We start from the raw sequence: 22,077 nt of genomic DNA, 5'->3' as shown, positions 1-22,077 counted from the left end.
GAAGTTGTGTATTTATTTTAGGAGGAGATTATTTTGGATTTTAAAGAGTATATTCGTGTCATTCCTGACTTTCCACAACCGGGAATCAGCTTCAAGGACATTACGACATTGTTGAAGGATGGAGAAATGTACCGCAAGGCAATCAATGAGCTGAAAGTAATGGTTTCTGATCTCAAAATTGATGTCATTGCTGGACCTGAAGCACGTGGTTTCGTTGTGGGCGCCCCTCTGGCATACGCTCTTGGTGTCGGCTTTGCTCCGATTCGCAAAAGTGGAAAACTGCCTGGAGAGACGATTGAAGTAGGTTATGATCTCGAATATGGCAAGGATACACTTGCGATGCATACCGATGCAATTGAAAAAGGACAAAACGTCCTGATTGCTGACGATTTGCTAGCAACGGGTGGAACGATTGCAACTTCCGTTAACCTGATTGAACAATTGGGAGGAAAAGTTGTAGGTGCGGCATTCCTGATTGAGCTGTCTGACCTGAATGGACGTGCCAAATTGCCGGAGATCGATGTATTTACGCTGATGAACTACTAAGATCCCTGCAAGCGTGCTGTCTTATCACTTTAAAGTGCATCTCCCGTTTCCCGGGAAATAATATACAGCATTAATGATTATTAAAAAGCCTGCTTTCTCATTTCCTATGAATTGAGAGAGCAGGCTTTTTGGTATCTATGTTTGTAGGTAACCCGAACGCGGATGATTATGATCCGACCAAGGACATTAGTCTGGGGTTTTCTCTGTCAGCGGCTGTTTTTCCGACTGGTCATTAGACCATCCGAGTACTTCAAACAATTTGAACAACAGGCTCAGCAGGATACCTACAATTGTAGCCAGTGCCATGCCTTTCAATTGTACTCCATAAATGGATACCTGAGTTCCGCTGAGTCCGATCACAAGTACAAGCGTTGTCAGCAAGAGGTTCGTTGGTTTGGCAAAGTCTACTTTTTGCTCGACCAGGATACGCAGACCGGATGCGGCAATGACACCGAACAGAAGCAGGGATACACCACCCATGACCGGAACCGGAATGTTGGCAACAAGCGCCGAGAATGTTCCTGAAAACGAGAGCACGATCGCTATGATGGCTGCGCCACCAATAACGTAAGTGGAATAAACTCTTGTAAGTGCCATAACACCGATATTTTCACCATACGTTGTATTCGGCGTGGATCCAACAAAACCGGACAGGATAGTGGAAACTCCGTTTCCGAGCAGGGAACGATGGAGACCAGGGTCTTTGGAGAGATCCTTGCCCACAATGCTGCTCGTTACGAGCAAATGTCCGATGTGCTCTACAATAACTACGAGAGCTACGGGCAAAATAGTGAAGATAACGGACCAGTCAAACGTTGGTGTGGTGACCGTTGGCATGGAAATCAAATCAGCACTTGCAATCTTTTCCGTTTCAACTGCATCCATAAAGTACCCAAGTACATATCCGGATACAATTCCGATCAGAATGTGAATGATTTTAGGGAATCCGCGGAAGGTTACGGCTCCGATTACAGTGATACCGAGAGTTACCATGGATAAAATAATGGGCTTGGCCTGAGGAACCCAGTTGGGGTTGTTCACAGGGTCAGAGTTGATCAGCCCAGCCATGCCTGCTGCAACAGGCACAAGTTCCAGACCGATCAGGGCTACGATGGCTCCCATGACTGCCGGAGGGAACACAACATTAATCCAGCCTGTCCCGGCATATTTGATAATAAGAGCGACAAGACAGAATACAATGCCTGTTATAATAAATGCTCCGAGGGCCATGGAGTAGCCGTTACCCGGATGCGATTCTATAACAACTGTAACGGGCGCGATAAAAGCAAAGCTGGAACCCAGGTATGCTGGTATTTTGCCTTTGCACATTAATATGTAAAGCAATGTTCCGATACCGTTCATCAACAGGATCATGCTTGGATCAACCCCGAACAGGTTGGGTACAAGCACGGTGCTGCCAAACATGGCAAACAAATGCTGCAGACTGAGCAGGGAGCCAGATCCTAGTGGCATCTTCTGATTAACCTGAATTTCGCGTTGCAATGAACATTCATCTCCTTTTCCGAAACACAAATCTTCAATAGATTACAGAGTTTCTCTTAATTAAGCAATAACATTTTTTGCGATTCGGCTTCGAATGTACGTTTTTTAGCAAATATTGATTCTATTTCGTATATAAATGGCCATAATATTTAAGATAATGGCACGGTTCAATCCGGTTAAGCGGATTATGGAGACATGGATGGGCCAGTCATAAATTCTTTTAAAAAAATTGGATATATGCTCTTATTCGTCAGCAGTTGACGGGAAACGGGCGAAGCGTCATAATTATAGGAAATTACTTTTACGGGGAACCTGTGTTGATGCATTTGTCACGGGTTCCATTTTGTATAGAAAGGACACGGAACAGATCAGAATGGGCATAGAGCAATTACTCGAGAAGGCCGGAGCTTATATCAAAGAACCCGATCTGGTGCGCATACGTGAAGCCTACGAATTTGCTGATCAGGCCCACCATGGACAGACGCGAAAATCGGGAGAACCGTATATTCTGCATCCGCTTGCGGTTGCCGACATTGTTGTGAACATGCAGATGGACACCATCTCCATAATAGCAGCGCTTCTTCATGATGTTGTAGAAGACACTACGGTATCGCTTGAGGAAATCCGCACTCATTTCGGCAATACGTGTGCCATGCTTGTTGACGGCTTGACGAAGCTGGAACGTATTCAGTTCCGCTCCAAGGAAGAGCAGCAGAACGAAAACTATCGTAAAATGTTCATCGCCATGGCGCAGGACATCCGTGTCATCGTTATCAAATTGGCTGACCGCCTGCACAATATGCGGACACTCAAATTTCAATCGGAAGAAAGCCAGCGCAGGATTTCTTATGAGACACTGGAGATTTTCTGTCCCATTGCCAACCGTTTGGGTATATCTGCGATCAAATGGGAAATGGAGGACATTGCTCTCCGTTATTTGAATCCGCAGCAATACTACCGTATTGCAAATCTGATGCACAAGAAGCGTGCAGAACGTGAGCAGTACATCGATACGGTGATGGATGGAATCACGACCAAGCTTGATGAGATGGGAATTCAGGCAGATCTGTCTGGTCGTCCGAAACATATTTACAGTGTGTTCAAAAAAATGACAACGAAGAACAAGCAGTTTAACGAAATCTACGATCTGCTTGCGATTCGTATTATTGTGGATAATATCAAAGATTGTTATGCTACCCTCGGCATTATACACACATTATGGAAACCGATGCCTGGGCGTTTCAAGGATTATATTGCCATGCCTAAGGCTAACATGTACCAATCGCTCCATACAACGGTGGTTGGCCCGAATGGGGAGCCGACTGAAGTTCAGATTCGGACATGGGATATGCACCGTACTGCCGAATTCGGGATTGCGGCCCACTGGGCCTATAAGGAAGGTGCAGCAACCGGAAATAATTTTGAAGATAAAATTACGTTCTTCCGGGAAATTCTTGAGCTTCAAAATGAAGCACAGGATGCATCTGAATTTGTCGAATCCCTTAAGATGGATTTCTTCTCTGATTTGGTATTTGTATTTACGCCAAAAGGTGAAGTCATTGAGCTGCCTACAGGTTCCGTGCCGCTGGATTTTGCGTACAGAATTCATACCGAAGTGGGTAACCGTACAATTGGAGCCAAAGTTAACGGTCGTATCGTTCCACTTGATTACCATCTGAAGACTGGAGATATCATTGAGATTTTGACGTCCAAACATTCATATGGTCCAAGTCAGGATTGGCTCAAAATTGCGAAATCATCTCATGCGAGAGCCAAGATCAAGCAGTGGTTCAAGAAGGAACGCCGTGAAGAAAACGTTGAAAAAGGCCGCGAAAGCTGTGAGCGCGAGCTGAAACGTATGGGGCTTGATCCTTCTGCGTGGATGACGGATGACAAATTGATGGAAGCATGCAAAAAATATGCATTTAACGATATTGATGACATGCTTGCAGCGGTTGGATTCGGTGGAATTACCGCTGCGCAGATCGTAACCAAAGCGACCGAGAAATTGCGCAAGGAACAGGAAGAGTCGAGCTTGCTCGAATTGAATTCCGAAATGCGGGAGCTGAAGCCTGCACCTGAGCGCAAGAATCGTCCTACCAACGGCATACGTGTCAAAGGCATCGATAACTTGCTCGTTCGCTTTGCACGCTGTTGTAATCCTGTCCCGGGTGATGACATTATCGGTTACGTTACGCGCGGACGTGGGGTATCCGTGCACCGCAGCGACTGTCCGAACATTCCTTCAAGCGGGGATGGAGAGGAAGCAGCACGCGTCATTGAGGTGGAATGGGAAGAAAATATCGAGGCCAACTACAGTGTCGATATTGAGATTACCGGACATGATCGCAATGGACTGCTCAATGAAGTGCTTCAGGCCGTTTCCGAAAGTAAAACCAATATATCTGCCGTCACCGGACGGACAGACAAAAATAAATTAGCATTGGTGCACGTTACAATCCTGATCCGCAATACAGAGCATCTGCATTCTGTCGTCGAACGGATCAAACGGGTAAAAGATGTCTATTCCGTGCATCGGATTATGCAGTAAGGAGCCTGTCAGATGAGAGTGCTTGTACAACGTTGCAAAGAGGCTCAGGTTACAGTTGGTGACGAAATAACGGGACGGATTGAATCCGGGGTCATGCTGCTCGTAGGTATTACTCATGAAGACACGGAGAAAGATGCGGTGTATCTTGCAGACAAGGTGGCAGGACTTCGCATTTTCGAGGATGATCAGGAAAAGATGAATCTTAGCCTGATGGATATGGGTGGCGCAGTCCTTTCGGTCTCGCAATTTACACTATATGGTGACTGTCGCAAAGGGAAACGCCCGAGTTTTGCGGCTGCAGCCCGGCCAGAAGCGGCCGAGGTGTTATACGGGACCTTTAATCAACTATTGAGGGATAAAGGCATTCAGGTGGAAACAGGGAGATTCGGAGCCATGATGGATGTGTCCTTCACCAACTGGGGGCCCGTGACTTTAATGCTGGAGAGCCCGCTCCGTCAGGAAGCACGTGCATAATTCACCCGGGATCAGGCCATAATGAGGGATAGTTCTAGTGCTAGCATAAGCTGATCAAAGGAGTATCTCTCACTATGCGTCAATCTGCCAAGATAACACGTTCACGTATGGAACCACTGCTTATTCCCGGGAATCTGTATGAGTCGCTAAAGTTGGCTCGCGCAGCTTCTGAATGCGTGGCTACGATCTGGTCGACCCAGGATTCGGACAAGGGAGAACAGAGTCACCTGCCGCGTGCCTAGTTATGATAAAAATAAAGCTGTGAGCAAGCAGTCATTTTATATGTTGAAAGCTTAGTCGTATAGCAGCAGAGCCGAAAGCCTTGATTCGATACTTGAATCAGGGCTTTTTTATGTGATGTTTTTGTTTCCGTATTGGAAAGAAACTCAATGATCGATTGCTTAAGCTGTTATAAACAGCTGCAGTTAGGGTAATAACAACACGAGGCACTGGATCGTGCCGAGGTTCAGGGTTTGTACATGGATTTACTGAATTTGTAGATTACTAAATTCTGCAAAACCCGAATACGAAAAGATTTTTCGAACACGGAAAGGAGAACGTACGTTATGAGTAAAGTTGCTTTTTTATTGGCGAACGATTTTGAAGATTCGGAAATGCAGGTTCCATATGATGAGGTGAAAAAAGCCGGACACGAAGTGGAAATCATCGGTTTGAAGGCAGGAGAAACGCTTAAAGGTAAAGGTGGTAAGGCTTCCTATACTTCAGACAAGGCGATTGCAGAAGTGTCGGCTTCAGATTATGACGCTGTAGTCATTCCAGGGGGATCTTCTCCTGAAAATCTGCGCACGGATGCTAACATCCTGAAGTTTGTAACGGAGATTAACAGTGCGAAGAAGCCAATCGCAGCAATCTGCCATGGCCCGCAAATTCTGGCTAGCGCTGACCTGCTCAAAGGGCGAACCATTACGTCCTATCCTCCACTTAAGGATGATATGGTCAATGCAGGTGCTGAATTTAAGGATCATGAGGCTGTAGTGGACGGCAATTACATTACATCGAGAACACCAGCCGATGAGCCTGCATTTGTTCGTGAACTGTTGAAAGTCATATAATCGGTCACGGGTAAACGATTTAACTTGTTTATCAAGTTAATCTCACAATACATGATGTAATTCAATCCGACAAAGGAGGGTTTGACATGGCAAAGCATATTCAGGCATATTTTCGAACCGAAGATGAGGCGGAGGGTGCTAGAACTTCACTGCAGACGTTTCGGACCGAGCATTTGGAGGTAGGACAGCTGGACAGTGCGATTGGCAGGGACAAACGCATCTTGCTGCCGCTGGTGCCTTATAATACGGCGGGTGGCGCAGGTACAAATGGAGCCATGGGTGTCGGTACAGCACCTGGAGTTCCAGCAAGTGAGAATGTAGTTCCAGTGGTTAGTAATGTGGATCGTAATGCTGACCGGGACCGGGATGTACACGACAATGTGAATGCGGACGGTGACCTGCTCAGAGCAGCAGACGTCTCCTCGGACGATTATGATGATCTGCATTATGTTTTGTCTGCCAAAGTCCAAGACGAGGATTATGATGAAATTATTCATAAGCTTCGGTCCAACAATGCCTATGTGGAGGAATTGAATTAACGTATAGATTATGGAAGAGCCCCTGTGACGCCTGACATCATTTCGTGTCAGCGCGATCACAAGGGCTCTTCTGTATAAGTTTACTTTTATAAATATAAAGCGCTATCATTTTTGTAATATTACTGTAATATTAGTTACATAAGGCTTTAACATAGGGCGTTTATAATAACAAGCATGACCCCCTTTTTTTATATATCCTTTGAGCCTGCACACCGTGTGCAGGCTTTTTTTTGCTGTCTTTTGATGTTAGCCCTTGACTTTAGTACTGCGGTTCATTACAATCAGAAAATAATATGTTGACTATAGTCAATATCAGTCGTTTTCTTGAATTATATTACTGATTTGATGACGGGACCAAGTACTCCGTGCCCACATGAACAGAGAGGAATCCCTTGGCTGTAAGGATTCTCTTGATGAGCGGACGAATGACTTCCCCGAGAACAGACGGCGAACACATCAGAGCTGATTCTGATAGCCATTAGCCGGCCTGCGCAGGACGTGCGTTACACGTAGAGCGGAACGATGGTCTGATCGGATTTTTGCAAGGCAGTCCTTTACGATCAGATGATCCCCTGAACGGCGAAAGTGTCAGGAGTTCCGGAATGTGGGTGGTACCACGGGTGAATGTATATACACAATCTCTCGTCCCTTTGTTTGCTGTATGCAGCGACAGGGCGAGGGATTTTTTGTTATATAGAGAAAATAGAGGCTGGAGGGATGAAGATGGCTTTTCAGAAACCAACGGGAACACAGGATTTGCTGCCGGGCGTAGTAGAGAAGTGGCAGTTTGTCGAAGAGAAAATTAAGGATCTGTGTCGCCGTTTTAATTACCGGGAGATCCGTACACCCATTTTTGAACAGACTTCACTGTTTGAGCGAGGGGTAGGCGAAACAACTGACATCGTTGAAAAAGAAATGTACACGTTCAAGGATAAGGGCGATCGCAGCATGACACTTCGTCCGGAAGGAACTGCTGGTGTTGTACGTGCTTTTGTAGAAAATAAGCTCTATGGGGAGCCAGATGTAACGAAGCTTTATTATGTAGGTCCCATGTTCCGCTATGAGCGTCCGCAAGCTGGACGCCAGCGTCAGTTCCACCAGTTCGGGGTAGAGGCATTCGGAGCAATAGATCCGGCAATTGATGCAGAGGTTATCGCACTTGGTTATCAGTTCTGTGTTGAGCTGGGGTTGAAGGATGTCAAAGTTGAAGTGAACTCGGTGGGTAATGCGGCAAGCCGTGCTGCCTATCGTGAAGAGCTGCTGGGCTTCCTGAGACCGATGAAGGACACCTTGTGCAAGGATTGCCAAAATCGCATGGAACGCAATCCGCTTCGCGTCCTTGATTGTAAGGTAGATCAGGACAAATTTGTCGGTGCACCTTCCATTCTGGATAGCCTGGACGAGGAAGCAACAAACCACTTTGCCAAAGTTCAAGGTTTCCTGGATGATTTCGGCGTGGACTATGCAGTGAATACGCGTCTTGTGCGCGGACTGGATTATTACACCATGACAGCATTTGAATTGAAGGCCCAGGGGATTGGTGCCATTGATACCGTAGGTGGCGGCGGCAGATATAACGGCCTCGTTGGAGACATCGGCGGACCAGATCAACCGGGCATCGGTTTTGGTATTGGTCTGGAACGTATCCAACTGATACTGGAACACCAAAACATTAATGTAAGTGCCCTCACTCCACTTGATGTGTACTTTGTTGCTCTTGGAGAAGCTGCAGATCGGGAAGTAAACCGTCTGTTGTTCAAACTTCGTCAGTCCGGTCTTTCGGGTGAACGTGATTATCTGGGGCGCAAGATGAAGGCTCAAATGAAATCAGCAGATCGTTACAAAGCCCGTTATACGGCGATTCTTGGTGATGATGAGCTGGAACGTGGAGAGATTGCACTCAAATCGATGGATACAGGTGAACAGCAAACCGTGAAACTGGAAGAGCTGATCACAACGATTCAGGGAGCCAGATAAGCTCGTACAAGCCTGCGTTAAAGTAAGTTTAGTTATGAAAATGATTCGGCAGCCTTACGGGGCCTGGAAGCCATTCAATGTGGATTTTGTCCAAGAAGGTTACAGCTCCCGTAAGTACAACGCCTTTCAATACATCGTCTTCACGCAACCGCGCTGTTAAAGTAATGGTCTTGGCCTACTTGCACAGAACGGAAATTCACATAATGAGGAGTTTGGTTATGAAAAGAAGTCATCATTGCGGCGCATTAACGACCGCACACATCGGCGAAACCGTAACATTGAACGGCTGGGTACAGACCCGCCGTGACCTGGGGGGCGTACTGTTTATCGATTTGCGTGACCGCAGCGGTATTGTACAAGTGGTATTTAACCCGGCTTACTCCGGCGAAGCTCTGCAAATTGCTGATCGGGTACGTAGTGAGTATGTTATCGCCGTATCGGGTAAAGTGGTTAAACGGGATGAAGAGACCGTGAACAAAAACCTGCCTACAGGTGAAATTGAAGTTCAGATTACGGAAATCGAAGTGCTGAACGCGGCAAAAACGCCGCCATTCTTCATTGAAGATGGTGTGGAAGTCGATGAGTCCCTTCGCTTGAAATATCGTTATCTGGATCTGCGTCGTCCGGAAATGTACGAAACACTGAAATTACGTTCCAAAGCGTCCAAAGTATTCCGTGACTACCTGGATGGAGAAGAGTTCGTTGAAGTGGAAACACCGATTCTTACGAAGAGCTCCCCGGAAGGTGCGCGTGACTACCTCGTACCAAGCCGTGTGCATGAAGGTGAATTCTTCGCTTTGCCGCAATCTCCGCAAATCTACAAACAATTGCTGATGGTCGGCGGACTTGAGCGTTATTATCAAATCGCCCGCTGCTTCCGGGATGAGGATCTGCGTGCAGACCGTCAACCTGAGTTCACACAAGTCGACATCGAGACTTCCTTCCTGGAACAGGATGACCTGCTGCCGATGATGGAAGAGCTGATGGCCAAATTGCTGCGTGAAACGAAAGGCATCGAGCTTGAGCTGCCATTCCAGCGGATTACGTATGCAGATGCGATGGGTAAATACGGTTCAGACAAGCCGGATCTGCGCTTTGGCATGGAACTGGTGGAAATGAACGATATCGTAGCGAACAGTGGTGTGAAAGTCTTTGCTTCTGTCATCGAAAAAGGTGGAGAAGTGAAAGTACTGAATGCCAAAGGCTGTGGCACGTGGAGCCGCAAAGAGATCGACGATCTCGGACCATTCGCAGCACGTTATGGTGCCAAAGGTCTGGCGTGGATTCAAGTGAAAGACGGCGAATTCAAAGGCCCAATCGTGAAATTCTTTACACCGGAAGAGATTGAAGCGGTGAAAGAACGCACTGGCGCTGAAGAAGGCGACTTGCTGCTCTTCTCTGCCGACAACAAAAAAGTGGTTGCAGACGTTCTGGGTGCATTGCGTTTGAAAATTGGCCGTCAACTTGGTCTGATTGATGACAGCAAATTCAAATTTGCTTGGGTTGTGGACTTCCCACTCCTTGGATATGATGAAGATGCAAAACGTTACGTGGCAGAACATCATCCGTTCACTCGTCCAAAAGACGAAGATGTGGCTCTGTTCGATACAGACCCGGGTGCGATTCGTGCTCAAGCTTATGACCTTGTTCTGAATGGTTATGAAGTAGGTGGCGGTTCAATGCGTATCTACAAACGTGACGTACAGGAGAAAATGTTTGCTGCCCTTGGGCTTTCTCCAGAAGTATCCAATGAAAAATTCGGTTATCTGCTTGAAGCATTCGAATACGGAACTCCACCACATGGCGGTATCGCCTTTGGTCTTGACCGTCTCGTTATGCTGCTGGCAGGCCGTACAAACCTGCGTGAAACCATTGCCTTCCCGAAAACGGCAAGTGCAACCGATCTGCTCATGAACGCACCTTCTGAAGTGGACGGAGCCCAGTTGGAACAACTTCATATCCGTGTAGCCCGTAAACCGGTGGCGGAAAAGAAATAAAGGAGGCATCGATTCTCAATGCTCCATCAATTTTCAAGAACAGAGCTGGCAATCGGACCTGAAGGTCTGGATGCTTTGAAAAATAGTACAGTTGCCGTGCTTGGTATTGGGGGCGTGGGCGGTATAGCCGTTGAAGCCCTTGCTCGCAGCGGGGTTGGACGCATCATCCTGATTGATAAGGATGTGGTGGACATCACCAACGTTAACCGCCAGATTCACGCGTTGACCACGACCGTTGGTCAGAAAAAAGCGGATCTGATGGTGGACCGGGTAAAGCTCATTAACCCTGAGATTGATGCCATCGCCTTGAACATGTTTTACACGGAAGAAACGTATGAGGAATTGTTTAAATATGAACTGGATTATGTCCTGGATGCATCCGACACGATCATCTACAAAATCCATCTCATCAAGGAATGCCTCAAACGTAAGATTCCCGTGATTTCCAGCATGGGTGCAGCGAACAAAATGGATCCTACGAAATTCCAGGTTGCGGATATTTCCAAAACGTCCATGGACCCGATTGCCCGTGTAGTTCGCACAAAACTGCGCAAAGAAGGCATCAAAAAAGGGGTCAAAGTGGTCTTCTCTACGGAGGAGCCATTAAAGCCGCGTGAAGATGTTACTCAAAAGATCGTTCCTGAGAACGCACCGGAAATTCGCAAGGCGAAACAGCCACCAGCGAGTAACGCGTTTGTTCCTCCGGTAGCCGGACTGATCATGGTCAGTGTGGCAGTCAAGGAATTGATTGAAAATGCAGCGAAAAAACAACAGTAACCTGTTGAGCGAAAAGCGTAGGTGCCTACAAGGCGCCTGCGCTTTTTTTATAGTCATCGCGTGATGTACTTCAATCCCAAAACCGTGTATGATATGTGGTGCTGCGCGAAATGATGATAAATATATATAGAAATGGCAGTGTACATAGAGAGAGGGGAACAGAACGGATGAAACAAGGTTGGATGACCAGACGTCTCGGTGTGGAGCCGGGGGACCAGTGGAAAAAGGAGATTGTGGCGGGAGCCATCTCCTATTTTGCTGTCGTTTATATCGTGATGGTCAATGCTACAATTTTGGCAGATGCCGGCATGCCTTTACAGGCAGCGATGGTAGGCACACTGCTGACGTCTATTGCGGGTTGCTTGCTGATGGCATTCGGCGGTAAGTCACCTATTGTGGTTGTACCCGGAATGGGGATTAATGCATTTTTTACGTACACACTCGTACATTCCATGAAGCTGAGCTGGCAGGAAGCACTGGCCGTGGTGGCCGTTACAGGTATACTTTTTGCAATCGTTGCATTTACATCCCTATATAAATTGATCAGCGAAGCCATACCGAAAAACCTGCAGCATGGGATTACGGTGGGAATTGGCCTATTTTTGACCTTTATTGGTTTGCAGAAAAGCGGAATAGTTATTGCTCACCAGACCACGTTCGTAGCAATTGGGCATTTCAATGATCCTAATGTCATTACGGCCTGCGTAACATTGGTGCTTGCTGTGATTCTATTCATACGTAATATTCAGGGCGGACTTCTCATCAGTATTCTGATCGGGACTGGACTTGCCTATGTGCTAGGTGCAGTGAATCCGGGTGAACCCGTGTCCGCGATGGAGGCGCTGCGTCAATACGGCGGGTTGTTTGGCGAATTGTCCCTGATGAAGCTGGCTGATGTTGCGTTCTGGATTGCTGTCTTTTTGCTGCTGCTGATTGTTGTATTCGAAAATATCGGATTGATTACGGCTCAGACGCAAATGATTGATCGCCCGCAGCGTTTCAAAGGCAGCCTGCGCGCACTGTCGATCAGTACGGTATTGGCAGGTATATTCGGGAGCAGCCCTCCTGTAGCTGCGGCAGAGACTACGGCCGGGATTGCAGCAGGCGGACGCACGGGCTTGACACCACTCGTTACAGCCGTGCTGTTCGGGGCGACTTTTTTCTTCATTCCGCTGCTCGGGTATATTCCGGACAGTGCAATAGCCCCCATTTTGATCATCATTGGCGGTTTGATGGTGCAAGGTGTGAAGGATATGGATTTTGGTGACTTTACAGAGGCCTTCCCGGCATTTCTGATTATGGTCATGATTCCCTTTACGTATAGCATTGTGGACGGCATGGCGTTTGGTTTCATTGCCTATCCACTGGCGAAGCTGGCCGCAGGTCAGGGGAAACAGGTGCCTGTGGTCATGTACGGCATTGCCATTCTGTTTCTGGCCAACTTTGTACTGCATGGCGTATTGTAATCAGTTGGGACGTAAGGACAAATTATTCGTGTAATGTCTAGTGAACAGGTGGAGAATGGAGGAACGGGGAATGGAAGAGAAGGAACAGACGGACCGGGTTGAACCGAAGCTGGGAAAAAAAGGATTCAAAGATTTCGTGAAGCTGATTGCTTCCACAGAACCTCCCAAACTCATTTTGATCGTCGCATTGATTCTAACCCTCATTCAGACTACGGCCGGGTTAATTGTTCCACTGATGACCAAGGGCCTCATTGATGGACTAACGATGTCTGCACTCAATAAATCCGTCATTTTTCTCCTGCTTGGCGCTTTTGTCATTCAGGCGATTGCTTCGGGCATCAGCATCTATATGTTGAATTATGCAGGACAACGCGTGGTTGCAACACTGCGAACGAAGCTGTGGAACAAAGTGTTATCCCTGCCAATGCCCTATTTTGATCGTAATCGTACAGGGGATACAATGAGCCGCATCACCAATGATACAAGCCAGATCATGACACTGATTGCCGATTATCTGGTCTCCTTTGTATCCAATATCGTTGCGGTGGTGGGCGGGGTAGCTCTGCTATTTTATCTGGATTGGGTCATGTCGCTCATTATCTTGAGCTTGGTACCGTTAACGCTGCTGATTCTGCTGCCGGTTGGACGTAAAATGTACAAAATCTCCAAAAAGCAGCAGGATGAGATGGCTGGCCTCACTTCCGTGCTGAGCCAGGTCATTAGTGAGATCCGATTGGTTAAAGCGTATGGCACCGAAAAACAGGAGGCGGAAGCGGGACATTCCCGCATTGGCAAAATGTTTGCATTTGGCTTGCAGGAGGCAAGAATCCTGGCGCTGATCGGACCGCTCTTTACCTTTGTCATGACCGCTGTTTTAGTTGTTATTCTGGGGGTTGGCGGTATGCGGGTAGCATCTGGAATGTTATCACCCGGGGAACTGGTGGCCTTTATCCTGCTTCTGTTCCAGGTGATTATGCCGATGGGGCAGTTCACGACACTGTATTCGCGTTTGCAAAAAGTGGTCGGGGCAACTGAACGCATTCAGGCTATTCTTGCACATGAAGAAGAACCAAGGCACAGTGTGAAATTAGCTCCAAAAGGCAACGAGACCATTGCATTCAACAACCTGCATTTCGCCTATGTCACAGGAGAAGAAGTGCTGCACGGAATCCATTTAACCGTTCCAGCGCGTAAAGTGACGGCGATCGTCGGTCCCAGCGGCAGCGGCAAATCAACCTTATTCTCACTGCTTGAGCAGTTTTACCTTCCAGGTTCAGGCAACATAACCTACGGAGGACAAGACATAAGGGATTATTCGCTCGCCTCCTGGCGCAGCAAGATCGGTTATGTTTCACAGGAGAGTCCGCTAATGGCAGGTACCATCAAGGACAACATTACCTATGGGCTTGGACGAGAAGCAAGTATGGACGAGATTCGGCACGCCGCAGACATGGCATACTCGTCCGTATTTATTGATAATTTGCCCCAGGGTTACGAGACCGAGGTGGGGGAACGCGGAATCAAGCTTTCGGGCGGTCAGCGTCAGCGCATTGCCATAGCTAGGGCACTGCTACGCAGTCCGGATATCCTCATGCTTGATGAGGCAACGTCCAGTCTGGACAGTACTTCGGAACATGAGGTGCAGCAAGCCCTTTCGAATTTGATGGAGGGGCGGACAACCGTTGTAATTGCGCATCGTTTGTCCACCGTCGTGGATTCGGATCAGATTGTTGTACTGGAGCAGGGCCATGTCACCGGGACGGGTACACATGCAGAGCTAATCAGCACTCACCCGGTATATCGTGAACTGGCTCAGAAACAATTTGTTGCACAAGATGGGAAGCCAGAGCCCGAGGAGTATTAATTGATAACGATGTGAACCGTTGCTCCATGTCTTAAAGGGACAGGAACAGCGGTTCATTTGTCTTTTCGTCCTGTTAGCTGTAGCTTTTTGCCATTCAATATGATATAGTGGGTATCCTTTTGTGTCGTCAGATTGGCTATGCAAAAAAACATATTCTTAGGAGGTAACTGAAACATGTCAGACAGCTTTCAAAGTGCCTATCAAGAAGAAGAGTACAGGTTAGAGCGAACGATGGAGGAAGTGGATCGTCAGCTGGAACGGCTGAAGAATATACCGGTTTATACTGGCCACGATTTCACCGAACAAGTGCTGGAAGCCGGACGCGAAGAGCGCCGCACCGCCTTGTCCAAGAGCGCGCAGCAACCCTATTTCGGACGCTTGGATTTCGAAGAACAGGGCAGCGGTGCACGGAAGCCGCTGTATATTGGCAAAGTCGGCGTAGACCGCGAAGAGGTGGGAGAGCATCCGCTCGTCATCGACTGGCGCGCTCCTGTCGCGAGCCTGTTTTACTCATTTACCGGAGGGGAAGCCTCCGCAACCTACGAAGCACCGGAAGGCCTGATTGAAGGCCTGGTTTATCTGAAACGAAACGTGGTTATCCGGCAGCGGATATTGGAGCGCGTTGCGGATACATACAACCGGGATAGCGATCAGCCGGCCGTATCGGATGAGTTTCTCGTCTATCGGCTGGGAGAGAACAAGGATAACAAGCTTCGTGACATCGTATCCACCATTCAGGCGGAACAGGATCAGATCATTCGTGCCGCAAGGAATACGGCATTGATCATCCAGGGTGTGGCGGGTTCGGGAAAAACAACCGTTGCCCTGCACAGGCTAGCCTTTTTGCTGTATCAGTACAAAGAGCAGGTATCTGCGGAGAAGATGGTTATCTTCGCACCCAACCACATGTTCCTCGATTACATCTCGGATGTACTTCCGGAACTCGGCGTTGGAGATATTCAGCAGCGCACGTTCCCGGATTGGGCGATGAATCTGCTGGGATTGGAAATGCCTCTGGCAGATACGTCGGAGACACTGAATACCTGGTTTGAAACGCCGGAAGCACGTCCCGAATTGAATGATGACGTACCTGGGCGTTATAAGGGCTCGATACGCTTCATGAAACTCATTCAGGAATGGCTGTCAGGCATGGAGGAGGAATCGGTACCCGATCTGGACTTCAGTCCCTGGGACGGTGCGGTACTTAGCAAGGCAGAGATCGAAAGCTGGTTTAGCGAAGAATATAAGCACTACCCGCTGGCTAAACGTAAGGAGCGCGTAATGGCGCGTATCCACCGCTGGATCGAAATGGAGCTCAAGAAGCCTTGTCCCGAGAGCGTGCGTAAAGAACGCAAAAAGAAAGCAGCGACACGTGAAAAAGCATACGCCAAAAAGTGGCCCCAATATGAACCGCTTACGCTGTATAAACAGCTGTTCAAGGCTGCTAAGGGTGGCTCAGTGCCTGCTTCACTAAGCAGTCTTATTCCCAAAGGTGTGATGAAGCAGACGACAGCAGATCTGAAGCAGGATGTTATTCGTGAAGAGGATCTGCCTGCGCTCGTGTATATTCACACACTTATTCATGATATTGAAGGAGCGGAACGATTCGATCATGTCGTGATTGATGAAGCGCAGGATTTCTCGCCATTTCACGTCGCTCTGCTGGATCTGTTTGTCAAAGGACATTCCTTCACCATACTGGGTGACTTGTCCCAAGGTATTCATGAGTATCGCGGGGTTCATGCATGGGAAGAGATGAGCACCCTGTTTCCCGACGAGCAGAATGCATATTTTGCCTTGACCCGGAGCTATCGTTCCACCATGGAAATTATTGATTATGCCAATACGATACTGGAACGTGGGGTCAAAAGCGGAATTACGGCGATTCCTGTCTTCCGGAGCGGAGATCCGGTTCGAACATTAGCCTATGAGGGTGAAGGAAGAACGAAGAGTCTTGAACGGGCTTTGAAGCTGTTAACGGTGAAAGACTACCGTACAGTATCCATTCTGACGCGTACCCTGCATGAAGCGGTTGAGCTTCATCGTGAACTTCTGGATGCGGGCTGGGACCTGAACCTGATCGATAGCGGCAAGAAGCAATATACAGGCGGACATTCCGTTTTACCTGTCTATCTATCCAAGGGACTAGAGTTTGATGCGGTTATTGTGGCAGATGCGGATGAGCAGCATTATCTGTCTAATGCGGGGGATGCCAAGCTGCTGTACGTGGGCTGTACGAGGGCCTTGCACGAGTTATGGCTGTTCCATGACGGTGAACTGCCGTTCTATGCGGCTGCAACACATCATCCGGAAGGTGAACCGGTAACCATTCAGGGTTGGCCGGACAGTGATACCGAATAAATATGGGTAGAGCAATGTAATATCAAGAATATAAAAGGCATGTCGTTCATGGGAAAATCCCATAAGCGCATGCCTTTTTCTGCTGGTGTATGACAATCTCAACTCACTGGAGAAGAATGCTTGCGGAGTTCAGATGAGCGTTCTTTCCTTTTCTGTGCAGATGAACGACGATTAACCAGAAAAATACCTACGCCTATGAGTATGCCGCCAGCACCAACGAACCACTGGACCTGTTCCTGCAGTAAAATCCAGCTCGACAACACTCCAAAGAACGGGGTCAGAAACAGATAGGAACTGGTTTGGGCGGGGTCACTATGCTGCAGCAAATAGAACCAGAGTGAGAACTGGATTATGGAGCATACAAGCGTCAACCAGAGCAGCACTGCAACCGAGGTGGGGTTCACCATAAAATAAGGCTGTTCAGTCCATGTGCTAAGCAGAAACAGCACTGCGCCTCCAGCGAGCATCTGGTACGCGGTAAGCACAAAGGTATCGTAACGATCACCCCAGCGTTTAATAAGTAATGTGGAGACTGCGAAGGAAACCGCACCACCAATTCCAATCCAGGTTCCGGGGCTAAAACTCATTTGCGAGCCAAAGGTTAATAGGACGCCGGCGAGGCCGAGGATTACACCCATCCACTGGCTGAAGCGATACGTTAACCGATACAATAAAGCACTGATGATAATGACCAGCAACGGATTGGTAAAGGTAAGAATGGCAGATTCACCGGATGTAATCCAGTTCATGCTGTAATATGCGCATCCCATCACTCCAGCAGATTGGAACAGGCCAATTAAAATGATTCTTAGCCAGGCTTGCCATCCTGCAGGTAGAGGGCGTTTCCGCAGAAACCAGGCCATCAGGCCCCCTGCCAGTACGTAACGCATGCCCATGAGCAGGAACGGTGGAGCATACAACATGCCGATTTTGCCAACTGGAAAAGAAGTGCCCATAATGAATGTCGTTAACAAGATCCATATTGTATATTTCATTGAGTTCATCGTGCTGCTGACAGCTTGAGTACCGGGGCTCATAACGTCTGACCGCCATCTACGGTAATCAGCTGTCCGGTCATGGATGGCTGTTCAAGCGCAGCACATATCATGTGCGCAATATCCTCAGGCGAAGAAATTCTCTGTAATAACAACGAGCCACCGAGACGATTCATTCGTTCCTCGTTTCCGGCCCACCAACGGGTTGCAACGGCGCCAGGGACGATGGCATTCACCCGAATGAGCGGTGAGAGTGCGTGGGCAAGAGATAAGGTCAGGCCGTGAACTGCCGCTTTGGATACCGCATAAGGGAGAGAGGAGCCGGAACCTGTGCTGCCCGCAATACTTCCCAGGTTCACAATGGAGCCGCTGCCCGCTTTCTGCATTCCTTCCGCCACTGCACGAGCGCAATGAAACATGCCCTTCACGTTGACATCATACAGTTCATTCCAAACATCCTCCGTAACGGATTCCAGATCCTGCAGAGGAATGTGCCGGGTGATTCCGGCATTGTTAACAAGGGCAGTTATGGGGCCATACGTTTCGGTAACTGTAGCCACCATCTTCCGGACTTCCATATCACTAGCAACGTTGGCTTGAACAGCGAATGCCTGACCTCCTTCATCTACGATCTGTTGAACCGTTTCTTCTGCCGCATTCCGCGACCGGGAGTAGTTGACAGCGACCCGTGCTCCCTTTTGGGCCAGCAGCAGACTCACCGCACGTCCAATGCCTGTTCCGCCGCCTGTAATTAAGGCTACTCTGTTGTTCCAGTATGTCATGTTGAACACTCCTTATCATCATCCAGCTGGGTGAACTGGTTTGGAATCTACATGAATTGTAGTCCTGTTTGCGCATGGAGTATAATGATTGTTAGTGAACTGGCCATCATTTTGAATGATGTCAGAAGTGGGGGATAAGATGGAGAGCGGGGATCTTCGAATATTTCAATGTGTGGCACAGGAAGGAAACTTGACGAAAGCTGCTTCGAAGCTGGGATATGTGCAATCCAACGTCACGGCCCGGATCAGACATCTGGAAGCGGAGGTGGGCACCAAGCTGTTCATTCGTCACAACCGGGGAATGACGTTATCTCCAGCGGGAGAGATGCTAATGAGTTATGCAGATAAAATCATTGGTCTGCTGAACGATGCTTCCAAAGCGCTTCAGGCAACAAGTGCGCCATCGGGTCCATTGCGAATAGGCTCTACGCAGACTGCAGCCGCGGTGCGATTGCCCGAACTTTTTGCAGAATATTATAGGCAATATCCCGATGTTTCCTTGTCACTGACTACTGGGAATTCGCAAGAGCTTATAGACCAAGTTATCGGGTATGAATTGGAAGGTGCATTTATTGGTTGTGCCTGCGATCATCCCGAGATCGCGTCTCTGGATGTATTTGATGAAGAACTGTTTGTGGTTTCATCTGGTGTAATGCCAGAAAATGAGCTTACTCGTAAACCGATCCTTGTTTACAGCATGGGATGTTCCTACCGCCAGACGTTAGAGGAGTGGTTGCTATCCTGCGGGGTAAATCGCCCTATAATCATGGAATTTGGCACATTGGAAGCCATTATCAGTGGCGTAGCATCGGGGATGGGCATCTCATTGTTACCGGAGATTGTTATTCGTCAGCAGATGAATAGCGGTATACTTCGCAAGCATTCGCTTCCCGCGGGCATTAGCCGGATGATGACTCGTTTTATTACACGCAAGGATGCGTTTGTCAGCAGTGCGCTCGGTGCATTTATGGCTATGCTGCCACGGGATTATGATAAGATAGAGAGTAGAGAATATTGAGGTGTTTAGATCCAATCTAGGATAGGTAATCCGTTAAGGAAGTGATGAGCAGTGGATTTATTTTCGTTTCAACAGGACTCCAAGCCCCAGGCAAGACTGCTTGCTGATCGCATGCGACCAGAGCATCTTGATGAATATATTGGACAAGAACGTATTATTGGACCAGGTAAGCTGCTGCGGCGCGCGATTGAAGCGGACCAGATCTCGTCCATCTTGTTATACGGCCCTCCCGGCTGCGGGAAGACGACGCTTGCCCATATCATCTCCAAGCATACACAGGGAGAGTTTGTTCGTCTGAACGCAGTAGACGCCTCGGTGAAGGACGTTCGTGAAGTTATCGAGCAGGCACAGACAAACAAGCAGCTGTACGGAACCAAAACCATATTGTTCCTGGATGAGGTTCACCGCTTTAACAGTTCTCGTCAGGATGCATTGCTGCCAGCAGTGGAGAAGGGCACCATCATATTTATCGGTGCTACGACAGAGAATCCATTTCACTATGTGAATGGAGCCTTGATGAGCCGTTCAACCCTCTTTCAGCTCGAGTCGCTGAACAAGGCACATTCGCTTGTTGCCATGCGCCGTGCGCTGGCGGATTCCGATAAAGGGCTTGGATTCATGGAACTGCAGGCAGATGACGAAGCTCTGGATCATATTGCCACCATGGCCAATGGAGACATTCGGCGTGCTCTAAATGCGCTGGAACTGGCTGCGCTGACCACGCCGCCTGAGAAGGATGGGTCCATTCATATTACGCTTGCCGTGGCAGAGGAGTCGATTCGTCGTCCGATTGTGAAGGCGGATGAGTCCACGCAATATGATGTGCTGTCTGCTTTTCACAAGAGTATTCGCGGTTCCAGTGATGCTGCATTGTTCTGGTTTTTGTACGCAGTAGAGAAGCTTGGCATGGACCCGATGACATTTATCAGGCGTCTGATTGCCGCGAGCAGCGAAGATATCGGTCTGGCGAATCCACAAGCGATGACCCAAGCTATAGGTGCACTGGATGCCTACCGTAACAACGGATGGCCCGAAGCGAAGCTGAATATTGCACAGGCCATTTTATTCGCAGTGGAGAGTCCGAAGTCGAATGCGGTATACACGGCCATTTCGAAGGCGATGAGCGCCATCGATGAGGTGAAGTCGGCTGAGGTACCGCTCCATTTAAGGGATACCCATTACTCGGGAGCAGTGAAGCTGGGACATGAAGGTTATCAATACCCCCATAATTATCCGGGGCACTATGTGAAGCAGGAATATCTGCCCAAACAGCTCTCGCGAAGAGTATTCTATGAAGCAACAGAGCAAGGCAATGAGTCGAAAATCAGGCTGAACCAACAGCGGAGAAAAGAACTGTAAGATTGATGACCCGGGGGATGCATACAACATGAAAGAGCTTCTGTATATAGGCGCTGGCGGATTTTTGGGTACACTGACCCGATATGCCATTCAATTGGGGATTCCATCAGCCAATGTAGGCTTTCCTTGGGCAGTCCTGCTGATTAACGCGCTTGGCAGCCTGTTTTTGGGCTGGTTCTTTACCATAGCCGTCCCAGACAAAGTAACACCACAACTTCGTCTTGCGATAGGTACCGGATTTACAGGTGCATTTACTACATTTTCTACGTTTACGCTGGATATTGTCCGCCTATTCGAGAACGGCATGTGGACGAAGGCCGTAATTTATATCGTGGCGAGTTTGCTCGCGGGTTTGCTGCTCTGCGCGTTGGGAATCCAGCTTGGACAGCTCATGCGGGGTAAATCGTCACAGGGTGGTGCAGCATGATGATCTGGATTGGACTGGCAGGTACTTTGGGGGCCATACTTCGTTACAGTCTGGGGCGATGGATCTCAGGAAAATTGGGCACAGCTGTTCCATGGGGGACCTGGATCATTAATACCAGTGGTTCTCTGCTGCTGGGCTTGTTATATGGATGGCATCAATCGGAGATGATCTCGGATGGACTTTGGGTTGTGTGGGGCACCGGATTTTGCGGAGCTTATACAACGTTCTCGACCTTCGGGTATGAAACGATTCAATTGCTCACCATGAAACGGTATCCATCAGCTATTCTATATGTAGTAAGTTCCGTTTTACTGGGTGTAGCTGCCTGCTTTGCTGGTGTTTGGTTCACGGCATAACTAAAAAATTTT

20 protein-coding genes are annotated in these 22,077 nt (G+C 48.4%); 17 read left to right on the top strand and 3 right to left on the bottom strand.

All coding sequences use genetic code 11. From position 1 onward, the window contains the following. Positions 1-33: 33 nt before the first annotated feature. Positions 34-546 (top strand): adenine phosphoribosyltransferase, encoded by a 513-nt coding sequence (locus tag AC3WQ3_RS07790; RefSeq protein WP_095289483.1) that lies wholly within the window; start codon positions 34-36, stop codon positions 544-546. A 186-nt stretch (positions 547-732) separates the two neighbouring features. Here AC3WQ3_RS07790 and uraA read toward each other — a convergent pair whose 3' ends face one another. Next, positions 733-2,049 carry a uracil permease gene (gene uraA / locus AC3WQ3_RS07785; RefSeq protein WP_154896059.1) on the bottom strand — a complete coding sequence of 439 codons (1,317 nt, stop codon included), beginning with the start codon at positions 2,047-2,049 and terminating at the stop codon, positions 733-735. Positions 2,050-2,422: 373 nt separating this feature from the next. Here uraA and AC3WQ3_RS07780 point away from each other — a divergent pair, with 373 nt between their 5' ends. From AC3WQ3_RS07780 to AC3WQ3_RS07725, 12 genes are all read left to right on the top strand, one after another. Continuing rightward, on the top strand, positions 2,423-4,600 hold the full coding sequence (locus AC3WQ3_RS07780) for a RelA/SpoT family protein (protein ID WP_127538623.1): 2,178 nt from the start codon (positions 2,423-2,425) through the stop codon (positions 4,598-4,600). A gap of 12 nt (positions 4,601-4,612) precedes the next feature. Next, complete coding sequence (dtd, locus tag AC3WQ3_RS07775; protein ID WP_492471915.1) at positions 4,613-5,074, top strand: D-aminoacyl-tRNA deacylase; 462 nt, start codon at positions 4,613-4,615, stop codon at positions 5,072-5,074. 74 nt (positions 5,075-5,148) lie between these two features. Beyond that, positions 5,149-5,316, top strand: coding sequence for a hypothetical protein (locus tag AC3WQ3_RS07770; protein WP_153979744.1), 168 nt, complete (start codon positions 5,149-5,151; stop codon positions 5,314-5,316). 324 nt (positions 5,317-5,640) lie between these two features. Beyond that, positions 5,641-6,147 carry a type 1 glutamine amidotransferase domain-containing protein gene (locus tag AC3WQ3_RS07765; protein ID WP_127538624.1) on the top strand — a complete coding sequence of 169 codons (507 nt, stop codon included), beginning with the start codon at positions 5,641-5,643 and terminating at the stop codon, positions 6,145-6,147. A gap of 86 nt (positions 6,148-6,233) precedes the next feature. Further along, entirely contained in the window at positions 6,234-6,686 is a 453-nt protein-coding gene (locus AC3WQ3_RS07760) for a hypothetical protein (protein WP_193724626.1), read from the top strand. A 723-nt stretch (positions 6,687-7,409) separates the two neighbouring features. After that, positions 7,410-8,663, top strand: a complete 1,254-nt coding sequence (hisS, locus tag AC3WQ3_RS07755; protein ID WP_492471914.1) for a histidine--tRNA ligase — start codon at positions 7,410-7,412, stop codon at positions 8,661-8,663. Between the two features lie 34 nt (positions 8,664-8,697). Further along, on the top strand, positions 8,698-8,823 hold the full coding sequence (locus AC3WQ3_RS07750; protein WP_492471913.1) for a hypothetical protein: 126 nt from the start codon (positions 8,698-8,700) through the stop codon (positions 8,821-8,823). 58 nt (positions 8,824-8,881) lie between these two features. Beyond that, the gene (aspS, locus tag AC3WQ3_RS07745) at positions 8,882-10,660 is read left to right on the top strand and encodes an aspartate--tRNA ligase (protein ID WP_095289507.1); all 1,779 of its coding nucleotides are present in this window, start codon (positions 8,882-8,884) and stop codon (positions 10,658-10,660) included. A gap of 18 nt (positions 10,661-10,678) precedes the next feature. Further along, positions 10,679-11,437, top strand: a complete 759-nt coding sequence (locus AC3WQ3_RS07740) for a tRNA threonylcarbamoyladenosine dehydratase (RefSeq protein ID WP_095289508.1) — start codon at positions 10,679-10,681, stop codon at positions 11,435-11,437. A 167-nt stretch (positions 11,438-11,604) separates the two neighbouring features. Further along, positions 11,605-12,903 carry an NCS2 family permease gene (locus tag AC3WQ3_RS07735; protein WP_127538628.1) on the top strand — a complete coding sequence of 433 codons (1,299 nt, stop codon included), beginning with the start codon at positions 11,605-11,607 and terminating at the stop codon, positions 12,901-12,903. Positions 12,904-12,958: 55 nt separating this feature from the next. Next, complete coding sequence (locus AC3WQ3_RS07730) at positions 12,959-14,767, top strand: ABC transporter ATP-binding protein (RefSeq protein ID WP_336780267.1); 1,809 nt, start codon at positions 12,959-12,961, stop codon at positions 14,765-14,767. Positions 14,768-14,941: 174 nt separating this feature from the next. Then, the gene (locus AC3WQ3_RS07725; protein WP_492471912.1) at positions 14,942-17,128 is read left to right on the top strand and encodes a HelD family protein; all 2,187 of its coding nucleotides are present in this window, start codon (positions 14,942-14,944) and stop codon (positions 17,126-17,128) included. Positions 17,129-17,226: 98 nt separating this feature from the next. Here AC3WQ3_RS07725 and AC3WQ3_RS07720 read toward each other — a convergent pair whose 3' ends face one another. Together AC3WQ3_RS07720 and AC3WQ3_RS07715 are read right to left on the bottom strand one after the other, a co-directional pair. Next, complete coding sequence (locus AC3WQ3_RS07720) at positions 17,227-18,123, bottom strand: DMT family transporter (RefSeq protein WP_492471929.1); 897 nt, start codon at positions 18,121-18,123, stop codon at positions 17,227-17,229. 38 nt (positions 18,124-18,161) lie between these two features. Next, positions 18,162-18,905 (bottom strand): SDR family NAD(P)-dependent oxidoreductase, encoded by a 744-nt coding sequence (locus AC3WQ3_RS07715; RefSeq protein ID WP_492471911.1) that lies wholly within the window; start codon positions 18,903-18,905, stop codon positions 18,162-18,164. A 139-nt stretch (positions 18,906-19,044) separates the two neighbouring features. On the opposite strand from AC3WQ3_RS07715, the gene AC3WQ3_RS07710 reads away from it, so the two are divergent. The 4 genes from AC3WQ3_RS07710 to crcB (AC3WQ3_RS07695) are packed head-to-tail and all read left to right on the top strand — an operon-like array spanning position 19,045 to position 22,065. Next, complete coding sequence (locus AC3WQ3_RS07710; RefSeq protein WP_492471928.1) at positions 19,045-19,923, top strand: LysR family transcriptional regulator; 879 nt, start codon at positions 19,045-19,047, stop codon at positions 19,921-19,923. A gap of 51 nt (positions 19,924-19,974) precedes the next feature. Beyond that, the gene (locus AC3WQ3_RS07705) at positions 19,975-21,282 is read left to right on the top strand and encodes a replication-associated recombination protein A (protein ID WP_492471910.1); all 1,308 of its coding nucleotides are present in this window, start codon (positions 19,975-19,977) and stop codon (positions 21,280-21,282) included. A 28-nt stretch (positions 21,283-21,310) separates the two neighbouring features. Beyond that, positions 21,311-21,709 (top strand): fluoride efflux transporter CrcB, encoded by a 399-nt coding sequence (gene crcB, locus AC3WQ3_RS07700; protein ID WP_492471909.1) that lies wholly within the window; start codon positions 21,311-21,313, stop codon positions 21,707-21,709. Further along, positions 21,706-22,065, top strand: a complete 360-nt coding sequence (crcB, locus tag AC3WQ3_RS07695; RefSeq protein ID WP_492471908.1) for a fluoride efflux transporter CrcB — start codon at positions 21,706-21,708, stop codon at positions 22,063-22,065. The genes crcB (AC3WQ3_RS07700) and crcB (AC3WQ3_RS07695) overlap by 4 nt, the downstream gene beginning before the upstream one ends. Positions 22,066-22,077: the final 12 nt, after the last annotated feature.

It is taken from the genome of Paenibacillus sp. FW104-T2, assembly GCF_058789975.1.
This window is presented reverse-complemented; position numbering and strand designations above follow the sequence as displayed.